Annotated in this window: 20 protein-coding genes; 11 read left to right on the plus strand and 9 right to left on the minus strand. The window is 68.4% G+C overall.

All coding sequences use genetic code 11. From position 1 onward, the window contains the following. Positions 1-552: 552 nt before the first annotated feature. A complete protein-coding gene (locus tag PU704_RS10480) occupies positions 553-1035 on the minus strand; it encodes an excalibur calcium-binding domain-containing protein (RefSeq protein ID WP_277551292.1) in 483 nt (160 codons plus the stop codon). 457 nt (positions 1036-1492) lie between these two features. On the opposite strand from PU704_RS10480, the gene PU704_RS10485 reads away from it, so the two are divergent. The 4 genes from PU704_RS10485 (at position 1493) to PU704_RS10500 (ending at position 5673) form a co-directional block, all read left to right on the plus strand. Beyond that, on the plus strand, positions 1493-2515 hold the full coding sequence (locus PU704_RS10485; RefSeq protein ID WP_277551293.1) for a cation diffusion facilitator family transporter: 1023 nt from the start codon (positions 1493-1495) through the stop codon (positions 2513-2515). Between the two features lie 323 nt (positions 2516-2838). After that, positions 2839-3165 carry a hypothetical protein gene (locus PU704_RS10490; protein ID WP_277551294.1) on the plus strand — a complete coding sequence of 109 codons (327 nt, stop codon included), beginning with the start codon at positions 2839-2841 and terminating at the stop codon, positions 3163-3165. Between the two features lie 271 nt (positions 3166-3436). Next, the gene (locus PU704_RS10495; RefSeq protein WP_277551295.1) at positions 3437-4054 is read left to right on the plus strand and encodes an ABC transporter ATP-binding protein; all 618 of its coding nucleotides are present in this window, start codon (positions 3437-3439) and stop codon (positions 4052-4054) included. Next, positions 4051-5673, plus strand: a complete 1623-nt coding sequence (locus PU704_RS10500) for a DUF6297 family protein (RefSeq protein WP_277551296.1) — start codon at positions 4051-4053, stop codon at positions 5671-5673. Before PU704_RS10495 ends, PU704_RS10500 begins: the two co-directional genes overlap by 4 nt. A 120-nt stretch (positions 5674-5793) precedes the next feature. On the opposite strand, the gene PU704_RS10505 is transcribed toward PU704_RS10500, so the two are convergent. Then, on the minus strand, positions 5794-6162 hold the full coding sequence (locus PU704_RS10505) for a hypothetical protein (RefSeq protein WP_277551297.1): 369 nt from the start codon (positions 6160-6162) through the stop codon (positions 5794-5796). Positions 6163-6447: 285 nt separating this feature from the next. Here PU704_RS10505 and PU704_RS10510 point away from each other — a divergent pair, with 285 nt between their 5' ends. Both PU704_RS10510 and PU704_RS10515 read left to right on the plus strand, forming a co-directional pair. After that, a complete protein-coding gene (locus tag PU704_RS10510) occupies positions 6448-6750 on the plus strand; it encodes a hypothetical protein (protein ID WP_277551298.1) in 303 nt (100 codons plus the stop codon). 2 nt (positions 6751-6752) lie between these two features. After that, complete coding sequence (locus tag PU704_RS10515; protein WP_277551299.1) at positions 6753-7016, plus strand: helix-turn-helix domain-containing protein; 264 nt, start codon at positions 6753-6755, stop codon at positions 7014-7016. Between the two features lie 174 nt (positions 7017-7190). On the opposite strand, the gene PU704_RS10520 is transcribed toward PU704_RS10515, so the two are convergent. Continuing rightward, positions 7191-8189 carry a CPBP family intramembrane glutamic endopeptidase gene (locus PU704_RS10520; RefSeq protein WP_277551300.1) on the minus strand — a complete coding sequence of 333 codons (999 nt, stop codon included), beginning with the start codon at positions 8187-8189 and terminating at the stop codon, positions 7191-7193. A gap of 129 nt (positions 8190-8318) precedes the next feature. On the opposite strand from PU704_RS10520, the gene PU704_RS10525 reads away from it, so the two are divergent. Continuing rightward, entirely contained in the window at positions 8319-9560 is a 1242-nt protein-coding gene (locus tag PU704_RS10525) for a sensor histidine kinase (RefSeq protein ID WP_277551301.1), read from the plus strand. Further along, on the plus strand, positions 9548-10219 hold the full coding sequence (locus PU704_RS10530; protein WP_277551302.1) for a response regulator: 672 nt from the start codon (positions 9548-9550) through the stop codon (positions 10217-10219). The genes PU704_RS10525 and PU704_RS10530 overlap by 13 nt, the downstream gene beginning before the upstream one ends. 130 nt (positions 10220-10349) lie before the next feature. On the opposite strand, the gene PU704_RS10535 is transcribed toward PU704_RS10530, so the two are convergent. The 4 genes from PU704_RS10535 to PU704_RS10550 form a co-directional block, all read right to left on the minus strand. Further along, positions 10350-10910, minus strand: a complete 561-nt coding sequence (locus PU704_RS10535; protein WP_277551303.1) for a hypothetical protein — start codon at positions 10908-10910, stop codon at positions 10350-10352. Positions 10911-10920: 10 nt separating this feature from the next. Beyond that, positions 10921-11334, minus strand: coding sequence for a hypothetical protein (locus PU704_RS10540; RefSeq protein WP_277551304.1), 414 nt, complete (start codon positions 11332-11334; stop codon positions 10921-10923). Between the two features lie 162 nt (positions 11335-11496). Continuing rightward, complete coding sequence (locus PU704_RS10545) at positions 11497-11718, minus strand: hypothetical protein (protein ID WP_277551305.1); 222 nt, start codon at positions 11716-11718, stop codon at positions 11497-11499. A gap of 282 nt (positions 11719-12000) precedes the next feature. After that, positions 12001-12480: a hypothetical protein gene (locus tag PU704_RS10550; RefSeq protein ID WP_272027777.1), complete on the minus strand. Its 480-nt coding sequence runs from the start codon at positions 12478-12480 to the stop codon at positions 12001-12003. 236 nt (positions 12481-12716) lie between these two features. On the opposite strand from PU704_RS10550, the gene PU704_RS10555 reads away from it, so the two are divergent. Beyond that, complete coding sequence (locus tag PU704_RS10555) at positions 12717-13052, plus strand: hypothetical protein (protein ID WP_277551307.1); 336 nt, start codon at positions 12717-12719, stop codon at positions 13050-13052. 91 nt (positions 13053-13143) lie between these two features. On the opposite strand, the gene PU704_RS10560 is transcribed toward PU704_RS10555, so the two are convergent. Beyond that, positions 13144-13590 (minus strand): hypothetical protein, encoded by a 447-nt coding sequence (locus PU704_RS10560; protein ID WP_277551308.1) that lies wholly within the window; start codon positions 13588-13590, stop codon positions 13144-13146. 49 nt (positions 13591-13639) lie between these two features. Next, entirely contained in the window at positions 13640-14194 is a 555-nt protein-coding gene (locus tag PU704_RS10565; RefSeq protein WP_277551309.1) for a hypothetical protein, read from the minus strand. Positions 14195-14499: 305 nt separating this feature from the next. Between PU704_RS10565 and PU704_RS10570 the strand changes: the two genes are divergently transcribed. Together PU704_RS10570 and PU704_RS10575 are read left to right on the plus strand one after the other, a co-directional pair. Then, positions 14500-14937 (plus strand): hypothetical protein, encoded by a 438-nt coding sequence (locus tag PU704_RS10570; protein WP_277551310.1) that lies wholly within the window; start codon positions 14500-14502, stop codon positions 14935-14937. Positions 14938-15267: 330 nt separating this feature from the next. Then, entirely contained in the window at positions 15268-15534 is a 267-nt protein-coding gene (locus tag PU704_RS10575) for a hypothetical protein (RefSeq protein ID WP_277551311.1), read from the plus strand. Positions 15535-15586: the final 52 nt, after the last annotated feature.

Genomic DNA, 15586 nt, shown 5'->3' on the forward strand with positions numbered 1-15586 from the left:
GTGGCGTCTTTGAAGTTGGCCCACAGGGCTGATGCCCACCGGGGAACGCCTCCGCACCGTCATGGCTGGCGGCGCGGAGGCGACAGCCTCACCGCGGAGCAACGGCAGGCTCCCGGGGTGCTGGCACCGTCGTACCCGACCGTGCAATCACCCCGTACACCGGCCACTAGGGCCAGCATAAGCATGAAGCCTACCGATAGGAAGCATGCTTGTCACTGTGTCCGCGGTCCCGTGCCCGGGACTCCTGCAGGCGAGCTGCGCCCTGTATTCGGGATGCGATCACTGCCTCCGGGTCGTCCGGACAACTCCTGATCGGACCGGCAACGACGAGGACGCAGGCGAGTTGCCACCTTCCGCTTTACATATGGCCGGTTGTCGGACACCCAGCTGTGGGGTTTCGGGACGCTGCTGGTAGGCACGTCGGCTCGGTCCGACTCTGCCATTGTGGTGTTGCAATAGGTGGAACAGGCGTGTGGGAGGGTGCTGGCGGTGGGTACACCCACGGCCCCAGCCACCCTGTACAAGGGGTTACTGGGTCCGTGGGTGTGCTGCTCAGGTGGTGCGGGCGCGCCGTCGGAGCAGGAGCACTCCAGCAGCTAGGGCCACGGTCAGAGCCAGGCCACCGGTCACCGCGGCAGCACCGTTGCCCTCGGCGGTGTCCACGGCCACGCCGGTGTCAGCACCACCGACGGGGACTTGTTCGATCTGCGGGGCCTCCTGCAGGCCGGTGCCGCCGGGGCCGGCCACGATGCCGGTGTGCGGGGGCAGTCCCTCCAGCTGCTGGTCCGTGGCCACGATCTCGGCGACCTTCGCGGTGTCGTAGGCGTAGATGTCGCTCTCACACCCCACACCGTCGGAGTCGCTGTCCAGGGCGGGGGCGTAGGCGGGACTGGCGGTGGGGATGTTGTAGACGCCGGCGGCCGCGGCGGCGTCGCAGTTGGGGAACGGCAGGATCGCGGCGGTGGCCGGGGCCGTGGTCAGGGCCGAGAGCCCGACGGCGGTGATCAGTGCGGCACTGGCTGCGCTTTTTCGCATCTGTTTCTCGCTTCCGGTGGGGTAGTTGTCTTTGCAACGTATCCAGCGGACATCCTCGAGACCACCCTGTCAGCGACACAAACCTGGTCTGCCGCGGTTGTGTTGACTTCGGGCATGCAACGAGCCGAATCGAACCCTCTGCGTTGCGCGGCGGCGGCCCCGTTGCCGTCCATGGCATCAGGGACCGTGCCGTGGACCTGATTCCCGGAGCAGGGCCTCCGGCTCCTGCCCTGGTGTGCCCGCCTTCCAAGGGCCGCTGAAGCTCTGACCAACTGCGGGGACTGCTGCGGCGTTGCACATGGGGTTCCCTGAGAGTCAGTGGGACAGCCGAAGCTGCAGCTTGTTCCTTCTCCTGCCATGACGGTGCCTTCCACCGGATGTGGCAATCATGACGAGAAACTGCGCAGGGAGGATGCTGGGCTGTAGGTGGTCCCATCGATCAGGAAGAGTCACCAGAATGACAGCAGACCAGCAAGGCGCCACCGCTCAAGAGCGGCCCCCGGGAGGGAGCCTGCTCACCGTGCTGGTGGCATTGGGCGCGAACTTCTTCGTCGCCGCCGCCAAGACCATCACCGCCGCGATCACCGGCTCAGCCGCGATGGTCGCCGAGGCCGCCCACTCCTGGGCCGACACCGGCAACGAGGTCTTCCTCCTGATCGCCGAGCGCCGCTCCGCCCGGCCCCGCGACCGCAGCCATCCGCGCGGCTACGGGCGGGAGGGCTACGTGTGGTCGATGTTCGCCGCTTTCGGACTGTTCGTCGCCGGCTCGGTGGTTTCCATCACCCACGGGGTGCAGGAGCTTGGCGCGGAGCCGACCGAGGCCGACTATATGCCGGCCTACATCGTGCTCGCGGTGTCCTTCGTCCTGGAAGGGGTGTCCTTCGCCCAAGCCCTGCGGCAGACCCGCGGCCTGGCCGGTGAGCTGGGGTTGCACCCGTTGCGCTTCATCCAGCGCACCTCCGACCCGACCCTGCGCGCGGTTTTCGTGGAGGACGCGGTGGCCCTGATCGGCATCGTGGTGGCCGCCGCGGCGATGGCCGCCCACCAGCTCACCGGCAACCCCGTCTGGGACGCGGCCGGGTCCATCGTGGTCGGGGTGCTGCTGGGCGTGGTCGCCGTCTTCCTCATCGTCCGCAACAAGGACTTCCTGACCGGGCAGCCCACCGACCCATGGCTGCACGAGCGGTTGCTCGCGGCCATTCTGGCGGACCCGGACGTCCAGCGGGTCACCTACCTGCACACCGAGTTCGTCGGGGCCCGCCGGGTGTTCCTCGTCGCTGCCGTGGACCTCACCGGCGACGATGCCGAACACCATCTGGCCACCCGGCTGCGCACCGTCGAGGCGCGCCTGGAGGAGCACGAGCTCATCGAGGACGCCGTCCTGACCCTTTCCCTGCCCCAGGCACCCGCCCTGCAACTTCGCACCTCTCCGACTCAGCACAATTCCTCAACCACCACGTCCAGCGACCGGACACCCTGACCCCGGCCCCGAACTACCGCCCGGCCGGGGAGCACCGGAACCGCAAGGTCCTAGAAGGCCGCTGCTGCCATATCGAGTCATGGCGATGCCTTCACCGGCTGTGGCAAGCACACAATCGTCTACCGCGCTGCCGTGAGACTTCACGCCATCATGGCCAAGAGACATCATCGAGGCTACCCGTAGGCGATGCTGCAGTAGGGGTTCCGCACGCGGTGTGGAAATTCGGGCACTACCCGGCTGGCAGGAATCTGACCGGTGTACACCATAGGCTGAGTTCCAAATCTAGCTCCCTCTACACCCAGACCCTTGAGAACGGAGCGCCTATGAAGACCATCCGCTTGCCCGTACTGGCCCTCGGCGCTGTCCTGGCTCTGGCGGCACCGGCTGCCGCCTCGGCAACCCCCGCACCAGCCCCCACCAGCTCTGTCGGCACGTCCACTCCGGCGGAGTCAGCCGATCAGCAGGCCCGGGACAGGCTCAACGAGCTGGCCACCACCCAGACCCAGGCGCAGATCCAGGAGATCCTCGACTCGGACCAGCCGGCCGAGGTGCTCTATGACGTGGAGGCCGAGAAGTACCTGGCGGCCTACACCACCGGCCCGGCCGTTCCGGAGCTGTCCCTGGATCCGTTCACCGCTCCTCGTGAGTGAAGCAATAGGGGTTCCTGTTGCATTCTCGAGAAGGCACAGCAACTGTCCCTCGGGAAGGCTTCCGCCGCGGCGACGCAGCAGTGAGCCGGGCTCAGCATCCCCTTCTCTACCCGCACTTCCTCCCCCAGGTGGAGGCCCCGCACTGGGGCTGCTCCTAGGATCGGAGGACTGCCCCTCACACCTTGGAGTTGCTTCCGTGCCTGGCCGCGCGCCCCTGCTGGATGTCCGGGATCTGTTCTGTGGTTTTTCCGGGACACCGGTGTGCGGGCCGGTGACCTTGGCCGTGGAGCCCGGGCAGGTCGTGTCGATCGTGGGGGCCAACGGGGCGGGGAAGTCCACGGTGCTGCGCACCATCACCGGACGCCAGGAGGCCCTGGCCGGTGCGGTGCACTTCGCCGGCCAGCCACGACGGGAGAACTCCGCGGCGTGGCGACGGGCGGTGGCGGCGGTGTTCGACGACGACGCCTGGTTTCCCGGTCTGAGCGTGCAGGAGCACCTGCACCTGGTGGCCGCCGGGCACGGGATCTCCGACCCGGGCGAGGTCGTGGCCCGGGAGCTGGAGTTCTTCGGCCTCACAGCCCGCGCCTCCGCGCTTCCCGATGCCTTGTCCTCGGGCCAGCGCCGCCGGCTGCTGCTGGCGGCGGCCTTTCTGCGTCCGGCCCAGGTGTTGTTCCTGGACGAGCCCGAGCAGCGCCTGGATCCGACCATGGTCTCCGCCCTGGCCGCTCGTCTGCTGGCCCACGCCCGGGCTGGGGCGTGTGCGGTGGTGATCACCCACCACCCCGGGTTCCTGACCGCGGTCTCGACCCGGTGCCTGCTCATCGACAGCACGGTCCGCGAGGTGGACCCCGCCCAGGGGGCCGCCCTGATCTCCGGAGCCCCCCGGTGAACCCGACCACCACGCCAGGGGCTGGACCCGAACAGCTCGAGCACGACACCACCATCTTCGACCCATGGGCCAGCGCACGAGCCACCGCCAAACCCCGCACCCACCGGCCGCTGGGGGAACGACTCACCGACCTCTACATCCGCTGCTTCTCTCTGGCCGTGATCGCAGCCATCACCGCCAGCCTTCTGCAGCACCCCAGCACCCCCACCGCCGCCGGTACCTCCTGGTTGCACCAGGCCCTCATCCCTGGTGGCACGGGCCTGCCCATCCTACTCGTGCTGGGCCTGGGGGTGCTCGCCCTGGGAGCCTTGGGGGTGTGGGTGCTGCTGGCCAGCGGCCCGGTCGCCGCTGACCGGGCGGAACTGGTGTGGGGGTTCCAGTTGCCGGTGGACCGACGCCCGTTCCTACACCGAGCACTGCGCCAGCTCCTTACCCGCGGCGCGGTGACCGGCGCCCTGGTCGCCGTAGCGATGGCCGCCGCCGTGGTGCTGAGCACCGGCCCCACCTGGACCTTGCTGCCCTTGGCGTTGACGGTCACTGCGGTGGGAGCGGCCGTGTCAGGGGCGGCGGTGATCTTCCAGACGCGATCGGCCCCGCGCGATGGCGGCAGTCCCCTCACCGGGGCGCTGCCCTGGGCCGTTGCTGTCTGCCTGGTCGCCGGAGCCGGTAGCAGGCTGCTCACCTACCGGGCCAGGGAAGGCGCGGCCGCAGTCGACGGCGCGATTCTCGGGCGGGTGCTGGACCCGGCCCCGATGCTGGGGGCGGCCGCTGTCGCGCTGGTGCTGCTGGGGATCACGGTCATCCGGGCCCGCCGAGCCGTGGAGGGACTGGGCTGGGCGCAGCTGGAGGCCGGCAACGGCCACGCCACGGTCGTTCGTGCCGCGGCCGCCACCTTCGACCTTCAGGACCTCTACCGGGCCCTGACCCCGCTGCCACGCAGTATCCGTCGCAACCTTCTGCTGGTGCCGCACCGGCCCACCCGCCCCTGGATGGCCCTGTGGCGGGCCGAGACCACCGGGTGGTTGCGGTTGCCCGGCCCCTTCCCCCTGTGGGCGGGCGCGGCCGCGGCGATGCTGGTGATCGCCACCACCCCCGGCTGGGGCACCCCCACCGTCGTGGTACCCGCACTGATCATCACCGCACTGATCGCAGCTGATCTGGCCGCCGCGGCCACCCGGATCACGGCGCTGACCCCAGAGGTGGAGACCATCCTGCCGATCTCGGCCACCGTCGCCCGCCTCGCCCGGGCGCTCACCCCGTGCCTGGCCATGGCCGTGTGGACCGGTGTCGTCCTGGGTGGCCTTGGAATCCTGAGCGGAACGGCTTTATTGGCCGCCCTCGGGGCTCTGGCCGGGATCGGCCTCGGTGCCACCGCCGTGGTTGGTGCCCGCCGCGCCCCCCTGGACTGGTCCGGTGCGGTGATCATGACCGATGCAGGATTGGTGCCCATCGGCGTGATCTCCCAGCTCACCGCAGCCCACACCCTCGGACTGCTCGTCCTGATACCGGCTGTGCTCGCCCTGATCACAGGGACCCTCACCTGGCCGCTCCTGGGCACCCAGATCCTGTTCAGTACCGGCGCCATCTACGCGGCCATGCGCCGTCCCGGCACTCCATAGGCAATACCCGCCTCAGAATGCAGCACCCGGACAACTCACCGATGGAGCTCCGTCAATACCGGGGCGACGGGGGCCCGTGGGCCCCACACGTTGCAGTAAGGGTTCCTACCCGACCGGCAGTCACGGCTGGTTGGTTCTTCCTCCCCAGCGCGCGTCACCGAACTGAGCTGCCCACGGCGCCAGATCCGCCCGGTCAAGGGGGTGTGTCCACCGGGCGGGAGGAACAAGATCCCCCAGCAGGGACAGGCGGGCGAATTCCACTTCCTCCGCCCCGCTAGATGGGAGGTGCTGGCGGTCATAGATCCAGGCGTAGCGAGATCCATTGGGAGGGTTGAAAAACACCACCAGGTCCCCGGTAGGGGCGAACAGCGCGGCGGTCACGACGATTCCGTCGATGACCGGCGCCAGCTCCGTGCTGGCCTGCTGGTAGGCGTGGACCCACCGCGGTGCGGAACCGGGTGCTGCGGTGGCGGGGTCCTCGGGGTGCATCGGCATTCCTTGCGGGATGTTTGGGGTGATCGGGTTGGGCCCGAGCGGTCTCCATCTTGCCTTGGCCGTGGCGACAAGGGCCTGATGCGCCGAGGCGGACCACACTACGGGTGGCTACCCGTTTAGATGGGGGTTCGGCTTCGTGTCGGTTGCCTGTGACACTCCAACGAGCAGTGCGCCCGGCTCATGGCCTGGCGACTGATTCCACCACGCCCGTCCACGCCCCTTCAACGGGTTTTATGGTATTCGTTAACAACGATAATCGTTATGGTGGAGGAGCGCGTGATGGAACGAGAAGAACGACTGCCAACAATGGTGCTGCGCTGGGCAGCCACCGGGGCCGGGATCCTGGCCTTCGCCAGCGCAGTGGCCGTGACCGTGCTCGAGGGATACGCCACCTACCTCACCATGCACTCCCTGCCCGAGGACCTCACCGCAGCCAGCAGCACCGGACTGGGCAGCATCGGTATCTACATCATCGACAACATTGATCTGCTGTTCTTCGTCGTCGGTCTGAATCTGCTGTTGCTCGCCGCCGTGCTCTCCCGCGGCACCCGGTACTACCAGGACGTCAAGGAGCTGGTCTGAGCATGGCCCCGGCCAAGAACGAGACAGACCAGCAGCTGATCACCTGCCACCTCACGGAGCTGCTCGCCGCCCGGGGGATGACCCTGACCGAGCTGGGCAAACGAGCAGGCATCAGCATCGTCAACCTATCCCTGCTGAAGAACAACCACGCCAAGGCCATCCGCTTCACCACCCTGCACGCAGTCTGCCAGGCGCTCGAATGCGAGGTCGGAGACCTGTTGACCATCACCCCCGACCCTGACCCCAGCGCTAAGGCCTCCATGTGAGCCCTCTAGCGCTGCCGGGCCACTGAACCCACACCCCAGTTCGCGTCGGTGGAGAAGCCGGCTAACGACCCGGCTGTGGTGTTGCAGTCAAGGTTGCTGTTCTGCATCGCGGTCCGGCGCGGGTGAACTGGGTCAGGTGCGCCCCGTGGGGCTCACCGAAGGACGTGCTCAGTCCTAGTAATCCGCTCCAGTGGTCGCGGTGGTCGGTGGCAGGGTGCGCGACCAGGTGTGGGCTCGGGTCACGAGCCCGGTGTAGCTGAGGGTCAGTGCGATTGAGGCAGCCACCGAGAGCGGGGGAATGTCGGTGGCGTTGAGGTCGGTGAGGCCGATGGCGCCGAAGCCGAAGGCCAGGCAGTTGCCGATGATGTGCAGGCCGATGGCGGCTTCCAGGCCCCCGGTGCGCCAGGTCAGCCAGGCGGCGGCGATGGCGAAGACGACGATGTCGAGCTGTCCCACCCATTCGTACTCGTGGCCGAGGACGAACAGGGGCACGGGCAGCAGGATGGCCCAGGCGGGGTGACGCAGCCAGGACCCGATGGTTTGCATGAGCACTCCGCGGAACACGTATTCCTCGGCGGCGGCTTGGAAGGGCACCACGAGCAGCGCCACCGCCAGGGCCCATCCGCTGTGCGGTCCCCAATGCGGTGCCATGGGGGAGGTCCCGGTGCCGGTGGCGAAGAGTACGAGATTGACCACCAGGTGCAGGGCCGCGGCCAGTCCCAGACAGCGGATCAGCAGCCCCCAGCGCAATCTGCCGATCACCGAGGACACCGACCCTGCCGGGCGCCATCCGCCGACCCGCACACCGAGCAGAGCGGCTGGTAGTCCGAGCGCCAGCAGCCCCAGAGCCAGTAGCGCCGTGATGGGGTTGTGCATGTCCAGTGGCGCCGAGGGGTCCATCGCCGCATCGATGCGCACGCCCAAGGTGGGGTCCAGGGCAGAGGCCACCATCGCGGTGCCCACCAGGGCGATCAGCAATAGGCTCCAGGTGACGGCCGTGACGAGGAGCGTGAGCACCGGACGCCACCACCGGTAGGAGGGGTGGGCGCGGGCCAGCCGGTGGTACGGCAGCGCCGCCTTCGTGCCGGGTGCGTCGGCAGAGCGTGGTGGACGCCCCGCCGTGGTCACGGCGGTGGTGGGCAGGTGGGTGGTGGGGGAGTGGGATGTGCTCATGGACCCAGCGTGGGTGCGGGCGTCCCCGGCCGGTATCGGTCATCGGTGCTCTTGCGGGTTCGCGGGGTTGAATCGGGTTCATCCTTTCGCACGACAGCCGGGGCCCTGGCCCTTTCCTAGGCTGGGGGGATGATCACCTGGTTGCGCCATCCCCGCTGGCGACTTGTCGGCACACTCACGTCGGCTCTGCTGAGCGGGTTGGTGGTCCTGGTGCTGGTCCGTGGCAGCGCACTGCCGGAGGACCCGGAAGCCGTGCCCACGGCCGAAGCCCTGCGCCTGTCCCTGCTGTTGTTCGGGGACCTGCTGGCGGGTCTGCTGGCCGTAGCGGTGCTGCCGTTTGCGTTGCGGCCTTTCGACGACGGTGGCACCACTCCCGAGGTCGGTGCCCGCAGCACAGGGTCCAGGTGGGCGCTGGTCGCCGGCCTCGTGGTGGTGGCCGCCACGGCCGTGTCGACGTTGGCGGTCCCGGCCAGTTTGATCTTGCTGGTCTCCTTCGCCTCCCGCCGCCCACGGGCCTGGTTCCTGGCCAGCACAGCCATGCTGGCCCTAGCGGCCTGGGTCAACGCCTACGTGGTGGAGCCCGGAGACCCGCTGCCGGTATGGGTGCTGCTGCTCTTCGTGCTCGGTGTGGCAGGGGTGGCGGGGCTGATCGGTTCTGCCCGACGGTCCCGGCGGTCCCTGATGCGGTCGTTGCGGCAGGAAGCAGACGCCGCCCGTCGTGAGCGCGCAGCACACATCGAGCAGGTCCGCGCGGCCGAGCGCACCCGTATCGCCCGGGAGATGCACGACACCCTCTCGCACCGCCTGAGCCTGATCTCCTTGCACGCCGGGGCCCTGGAATACCGCCCCGACCTCGACGCCGAGACCGTGCAGCAGACCTCACGGGTGCTGCGCGAGACCGCTCGCACCGCCTCCCAGGAGCTGCGCACGGTGTTGACGGTGCTGCGCGAGGACGGACAAGGGACCGCGCCGGACCCCGGCCTGTCCGCGCTGGAAGACCTCCTCGTCACCGATGGCGCCGCCGGCGCCATCGTCGATCTAGAGCTCGGCGGGGAACTCGATAAGACCACCGTGGGGGAGGTGCCCGCGGTGACCTCCCGTGCCCTGTACCGCATCACCCAGGAGTGCCTGACCAATGCCCGCAAGCACGCCCCGGGGCAACCGGTGCGGATCAGGATGCACGGCGACCGGCACGAAGGCATCACCTTCACCGCCACCAACCCGCAGCAACTAGCGCGGACCATGGAGCCCGAGGGCGGGTTTGGGCTGATTGGCCTCCAGGAGCGGGTGCAGCTGCTCGGAGGCCGGCTGCACGTGGCGTCCACGGCCGGGGCCTTCACGGTGACAGCATGGCTCCCATGGCCCAATTGACCGATCCGATCCGGGTGCTGATCGCCGATGATGAGTCCCTCATGCGCGCCGGGCTGCGGCTGATCCTCGACGGGGCCCCCGGCATCGTCGTCGTCGGCGAGGCCGTCGACGGCGCCGACGCGGTGGGCCAGGCCCATCGGCTGGTCCCGGATCTGGTGCTCACCGACATCCGCATGCCGGGGTGCGACGGGATCGAAGCCACCCGGCGACTGCGCGCCGGCGCGCGTCCTCCCCGGGTCCTCGTGCTCACCGCCTTCGACACCGACGATTTCGTCCTCGACGCCCTGGAGGCTGGTGCCGATGGGTTCCTGCTCAAGGACACGCCCCCCGACGAGCTCGTCGCAGCCCTCCGGCAGGCCGCGGCCGGCACCATGACGATCTCCCCGACAGTGCTGCGCCGCCTCGTGACCGTCGCGACCCGCCACGGCCGCCGCACCACCACCCCGGATCTGCTGGCCGGGCTCAGCGACCGCGAGCACGAGGTCGCCGAGCGGGTCGCCCAGGGCCTGTCGAACACCCAGATCGCCCAGGACCTGTACCTGTCCGTACCGACCGTCAAGACCCACATCGGGAGGATCTTCACCAAGCTCGGCATCGACAACCGGGTGCAACTGGCCATCAAATTCCTCGAAAGCCGCCAGCAGACCACCTCAAGGTGAGATCAGCCCCGCCTCTCGACTGCACGAGGGCACCCTGGAATTGAGATCTCGGATTCGACCGGAGCGGCTCACCATCACCCGCTTTACATATGGCCTGGTTAGCGGCGGACTGTGCTGCGGTAGAGGCTCGTTAGTTGGCGTGGTCGTCGTGGTGCACTGCGCGCAGGTAGGCCCAGGGGTGCCGGGCGCGGAAAATGTGGATGGCCGCCAGGATCCCGGCGACGACGGCGAAGACGGTCCAGGCCGGCTGCGGCACCAGCAGCGAGGCGACCAGCACCCCGGTCGTGGCGGCCACGGCGTAGGCCGCGGCCTCGACCCGCTGGCAGGCCGTGGCACCGGCCGCGGCGCGGACTGGCGGTTCCGGGGGCACAGCACCGGTCCGGGCGGCGGAGACGAGTGCGTAGCGCACCCGCTGTGCGGATACCGGCGGCAGGTCAGTGGGCCGAGGGGCGCGGGCGAGTCGAGCCAGGAGATGGAACAGGGCCAGGAGACCGAGCAGCAGCGCTGGCCACCACGGGGTGCGCAGCTCACCGGAGGAGGTGTCCAACAGCCACCACAGCGCCACCGGCATCGCGAGGACGAGGACCGCGGCGGCAGGCACGGTGCCGACCACCACCTGGCCGACGGTGGGGACCGGGGCGGTGTCGACCGATGAGGACTCGTCGGGTGCGGACCGGGGGCGCTCGTCCATGCCGTTCACGCTACCGGCCGTCATCGGCGGTGGTCGTGGACTGGCCGGTGGCCCGCGTGCTCCGGAGGTGGTGCAGGCCCGCCCCCAGCAGCACGAGCATTCCGGCGGGCACGGCGTGCAGCACCGCGAGGTCCAGGGCCGCGCCGGCCCACCGGGCTGTTTCCGCCACGGTCAGGGTCGTGCCCTGGGTGACACCGCGCACTGCGGTGAACAGATGTGCGGCGAGCACCATCGCAGCTCCGACGACGGCCCAGAGTGCGACGGCCTGTCCGGTGGGCACCAGGCGGTACCCGTCGGCCACCGCCCACAGCCCGGCCGGGACGAAGACGACCACGGTGGCGGCCTGCCCGGGGTCGAGGTCAGGGTTCCGGAGGAACCAGTCGTTGCGCAGCAGCACCTCGAAACTCAGCTGCAGGGCCACCATGATCGGCCCCCAGCGCGCCAAGAAATGCCAGATCCACCGGGCAGCGCCCCTCCAGGACCGGGTAGACGTCTGAGCTGGGGCATCCACGGGACGGCCTCCTTCCTGGACGACGAGGTTCTCGCTCGATACGCGAGCCTCGAGGGCAGGGACCTTCTGGTGGGTCTACGGTCGCCAGCTGCCGGGGCGGTCGCCGTGCTTGCGCACATAGTCCCGGATGCCGGCGGTCACGCCTTTGCGCACCACCCAGTAGAAGATCAGCAACGAGATCACCAACATGACCAGTGGGAAGAGCAGGGCCAAGAGGGGCAGGCCCCAGTCACCAGGAGTGGGATTGATCCCGGACGCGGCCAGGACACCAGGCGGTGCGGCGAGATCGGTGAGCATCGTGGTGAGCCTCCTCGGGTGGGGCTTCCCACGCTACTGAGACGCGATCGAACCTCCCGGACTGCGCCGATGCCCTGCGTGTCGTGCGGTCACCGTGGTACGACGACTGGAGTCCGCGGATCTCACCACTGCACAGTGCAGTGAGGGGTTCCCCCTTACGGTGGACGGAAAGCGGGGGCTTGTGCCGGTATGGGGGTGGATCAGCCCAGCACCTGCTCGACCGGAGGCCTCGCCCGCACACCGGATGCGGTGATGAGCGTTGTACCGGGGCATCGAGAAGAGCTACTCGGGGGCGGTCGTCGGTGAAGCGGACACACCCCAATAAAGCTCTTGGCCGTCCGCGAGGACTTCCACGCTGAACGTCTCCGGCGCTGGCTCGTCAGGTATGCCGACGTAGGTGGTCGTGGTGACCGGAAAGCGCGGGCAATCACCTCCGCCGTAGTTGCCGCTCTCGCCGCTGAGCACAATATGCGCGGAGCGGTCCTCGAATGCACTCTCGGACTCGGTCAACTCGCACGCCATCGTGATGGCATACCACCCGGGCTCGACATCGGGGGTCGAGCCGCTGGAATGGGTGCCGTCCGGGGCGGCGACGTTGGCCATGGAGAAGCCGCCCTCGGCCGGGACGGGCAAGGTGGAGTCAGTCCAGCTGGTGAGGTCGGGGGCCGGAGGTGATTCTGGTTCCGGTGACGATCCGCAGGCGGTGACGGCCAGTGCCATCGCGGTCGTGGCGGTTACGGCTGTGAACGTCCGGCTCGTCATGCCCGCCACCCTAAACGCTGTGAAGCTAACTGTCGGTGATCCCTTCAAAGGAAACGCCTCGGGTTCACCTGACGTTTCGCCCTACCTGGTTGCGGTGGGGGTTCGTTGGATGACCCGCGCTCCGTTGGGAGTAGGCCCCAGCTCCTATAGTGAGCACCCCACAACCGGGGCGTTCCCGAATGCACACCGCCCGTGTTGAACTGGACGCTAGGACACAGCCGAGGGAGGCAACGAGCATGAAAGGCACGACGAAGCAGACGATCGGCATCGTCGTGATGACGACCGGGGTCATCACGGTGTTCAACTCCTTCGAGCTCCACATGGTTGGACCGTTCTGGTTGGGCGGTTCCGTCACGATCATCGGTGTGGCACTGGGAGTGCTGGGGTGGAAGCTGATCTCTCGCGGCCGCAGCGATGTCGCATTGGAGGCGGCGCGGCACAACGAGGAGCAGGTCGCCCGCCACCAGGAGGACCTTGCCGGTGACGGTCCGCGCCCAGGCAGTCAGGACCCATCGTCCGAGTACGCCCCCGGGGAAGAGTCCTCGTTGGAAGACCCGCCAGAGAGGCGGTAGTAACTCCGGTGCCGATTCCCGACATCCGTACAGGCGGGAAACGTCACGGCTTTAGTTCATGCTCGAAGTGCTTCGTTGCAGTTCGGGTTCCCTAGAAGCGGCGTCCGGTGCGGCGGAAATACAGGGCGTCGACGACGACGAAGACCGAGCCGAGGAACGTCAATCCGCATCCGAGCAGGAAAATGGCGCCCGGGACGATGGGCACCCCCGTCGGCTGATGGCGGCGGGAGACCTCCATGAGCACGAACATGGCCAGAGCGACACCGGTCCTGGCCCCGGTGAGAGTCAGTGCGAACACACGAAAGGACCCGATCAGGTCCCTCAAGAAGGCTTTGACGGTGCGTGTCCCAGCGCCAGGGTTGCCGGATGTGTGCCGTCCCTGTCCCAGGGCCCAGAAGAGCACCACGGCGCCCATCAGCAGGACAGCGCCTGTGACGATGAAGATTCCTGACCGGCCGTAGGCGTAGACGCCCATCGCGATGACACCCAGCGCGCCGACGACCAGGAGGCCCGCATAGACGAAGGCAACAGCTCGCATCAGCAGCCTCTTCGACGTAGGTTCTCCGCTCCAGCCCCGGGGCGAGTGCTCAGGGGATGTGCTGGTTCCGGGCGTTGTGCTGTTCGATCGCGCGGATCAGCGTGCGCAGGTCCTTGGCGCCCTGCCCATAGTCGACCATCGTGGTGCCCAGGCGAGGTTCGCACCGCGCCTCGATCTCGGTGCGGGTCGGATCCAGCGGGTGAAAACGGAGCGTGATCCGCTCGCCCCAGCTCTTCATGTTCATCCGGGCCGTCAACTGCGCCTGGGCACCGGAGAGCTCCACCAGGGTGAACCGCGGCAAGTCCTCGACGACCTGTCGGAGGCTGCGCAGCACCTGCTCCACCGGCACGTCCACCTCGAGCCGGCCCTCGCTGCGAGCACCTTGGGAGGTGATCCCGTAGGCGTGGTCCGGGGCGGAGGTGCTCCGCCCGCCGAGCACGCCGATGACCACGCCGAACCCCAAGGGTATGACCACCCGCAGGGCTAAGACCCACCACGGTTGCTCCGCCCAGATGCCGACCACCAGGAGAACCAACGCCGCCGGGAGGAACCACAGCAGCGCCGACCACCGGAAGCGTGATGGCGGAACATTGGTCTCCTGCATGGCGCCCTCCACAGTGTTGGCCGTCCCAGCCCTGCAGGCCAGGACTGATGTGCAACCCCTGCCCGTGGATCCTCGCCGAAGCCCGAGCCGAGTGTCTCTTGCCTATCAACGAGGGCGGTCGACCGCCAGACACACATGTGCCATCACAACCAGTGGCCGGTCGGAGGGTCTCGCCGGGATTGCCTTGCCTCGGCCAAGGAGGTTGCAGTGAGGGTTTCTGAGTGCTGACCCCGCTCGAGGTCCTTATGTCGTGGCGCGGGTGCGCGGCATACGGTGGGGGCTATCGAGCGGAGAGGCGTGATCTGGTGAGGCGAGTCCTGCACGTGCATCCGCTGAGCACCTATATGGTGTTCCAGGCGCTCACCCCGGTGCTGGCCCTGGGCTACGCGGCGGTCCTGTCCCCGGGCGGCTGGTCGGGCTGGGTGCTGTGCTGGGCGGTGCTGATGGGGGTGGGGTTGGTGTGGACCCAGCTGGTGTGGGGCCCGTGCTGGGCTGCCGGGGCCGACTACGGGCTCACCGCCGGGGTCCGTATCGCCCTGATGACCGTTGCCGGTGCGGGGTTGATGCTGCCCTTCCTGGTGCTCAACGTGGTCTTGGACCCGGGGTGGTTTCTCTATGCCCTGGTCCTCACCCCTTACGGGGTGGTGGCCGGGTTGCTCGGTGGGGCTGTCCTGGCCGTCCGGGACCGCGGGGCTGTCGCTGTCCCTCGGGCCCACGACGGCGCCGACGCGAACGCCCGTTAAGGAACCGTGGGCCCGCGGGTGCTCCTGATTTGTCGACGCTGCCGATGGGGTTCGGCTACGGCCGTCCGATACCGACGCGGTCACCGTGGTTGTGGGCATAGTCCTTGATGCCGGCGGCCACCCCTTCTCATGCAACAGGTCAATTCAAGTCGCCTGCTCTCGCCGTCGTCTTCTCGCCCCACCACAGTGACGCCACCCGATAGGAGCGGCCTCGATGCTGTCTCACGATGTGGACGAGTGCCACGGACCCTAGCTCGATTACTGACGAGTAAGGTTACTAGCCTGTTTTGCATAGACAAACGTCTAGTGCCTAGCTTCAGGAGGCTCCCCATGGCAACAACGTTGATGAGCGTCGCCACAGGCGCGGGCGGCATGGCCACGGCGGCGGCCATGATTCAGATGAGCCTGTCGATCGGCACCAGCGGTGCGCTCGAGCCGGCGTCGATCGCTCTGCTCATGATCGGGGCGGTGGCCTTGATCGCCCGTGTCGTCGTGGACTTCGAGTCCCGGTCGCGGCAGCACGTGGATCGGACCAGGGCACAGATCGAGGCCCGTCGACACCACCAGCAACAGCACCTCCTGGACGCACGGTCGTAGCTGCCGCTGCAGCCGTTCGCGCCCCAACGTTGAAAGCCACAAGGGCCGGTTC

Source organism: Kocuria oceani (genome assembly GCF_029524215.1).
GTDB classification, from domain to species: Bacteria; Actinomycetota; Actinomycetes; order Actinomycetales; family Micrococcaceae; genus Kocuria; species Kocuria oceani.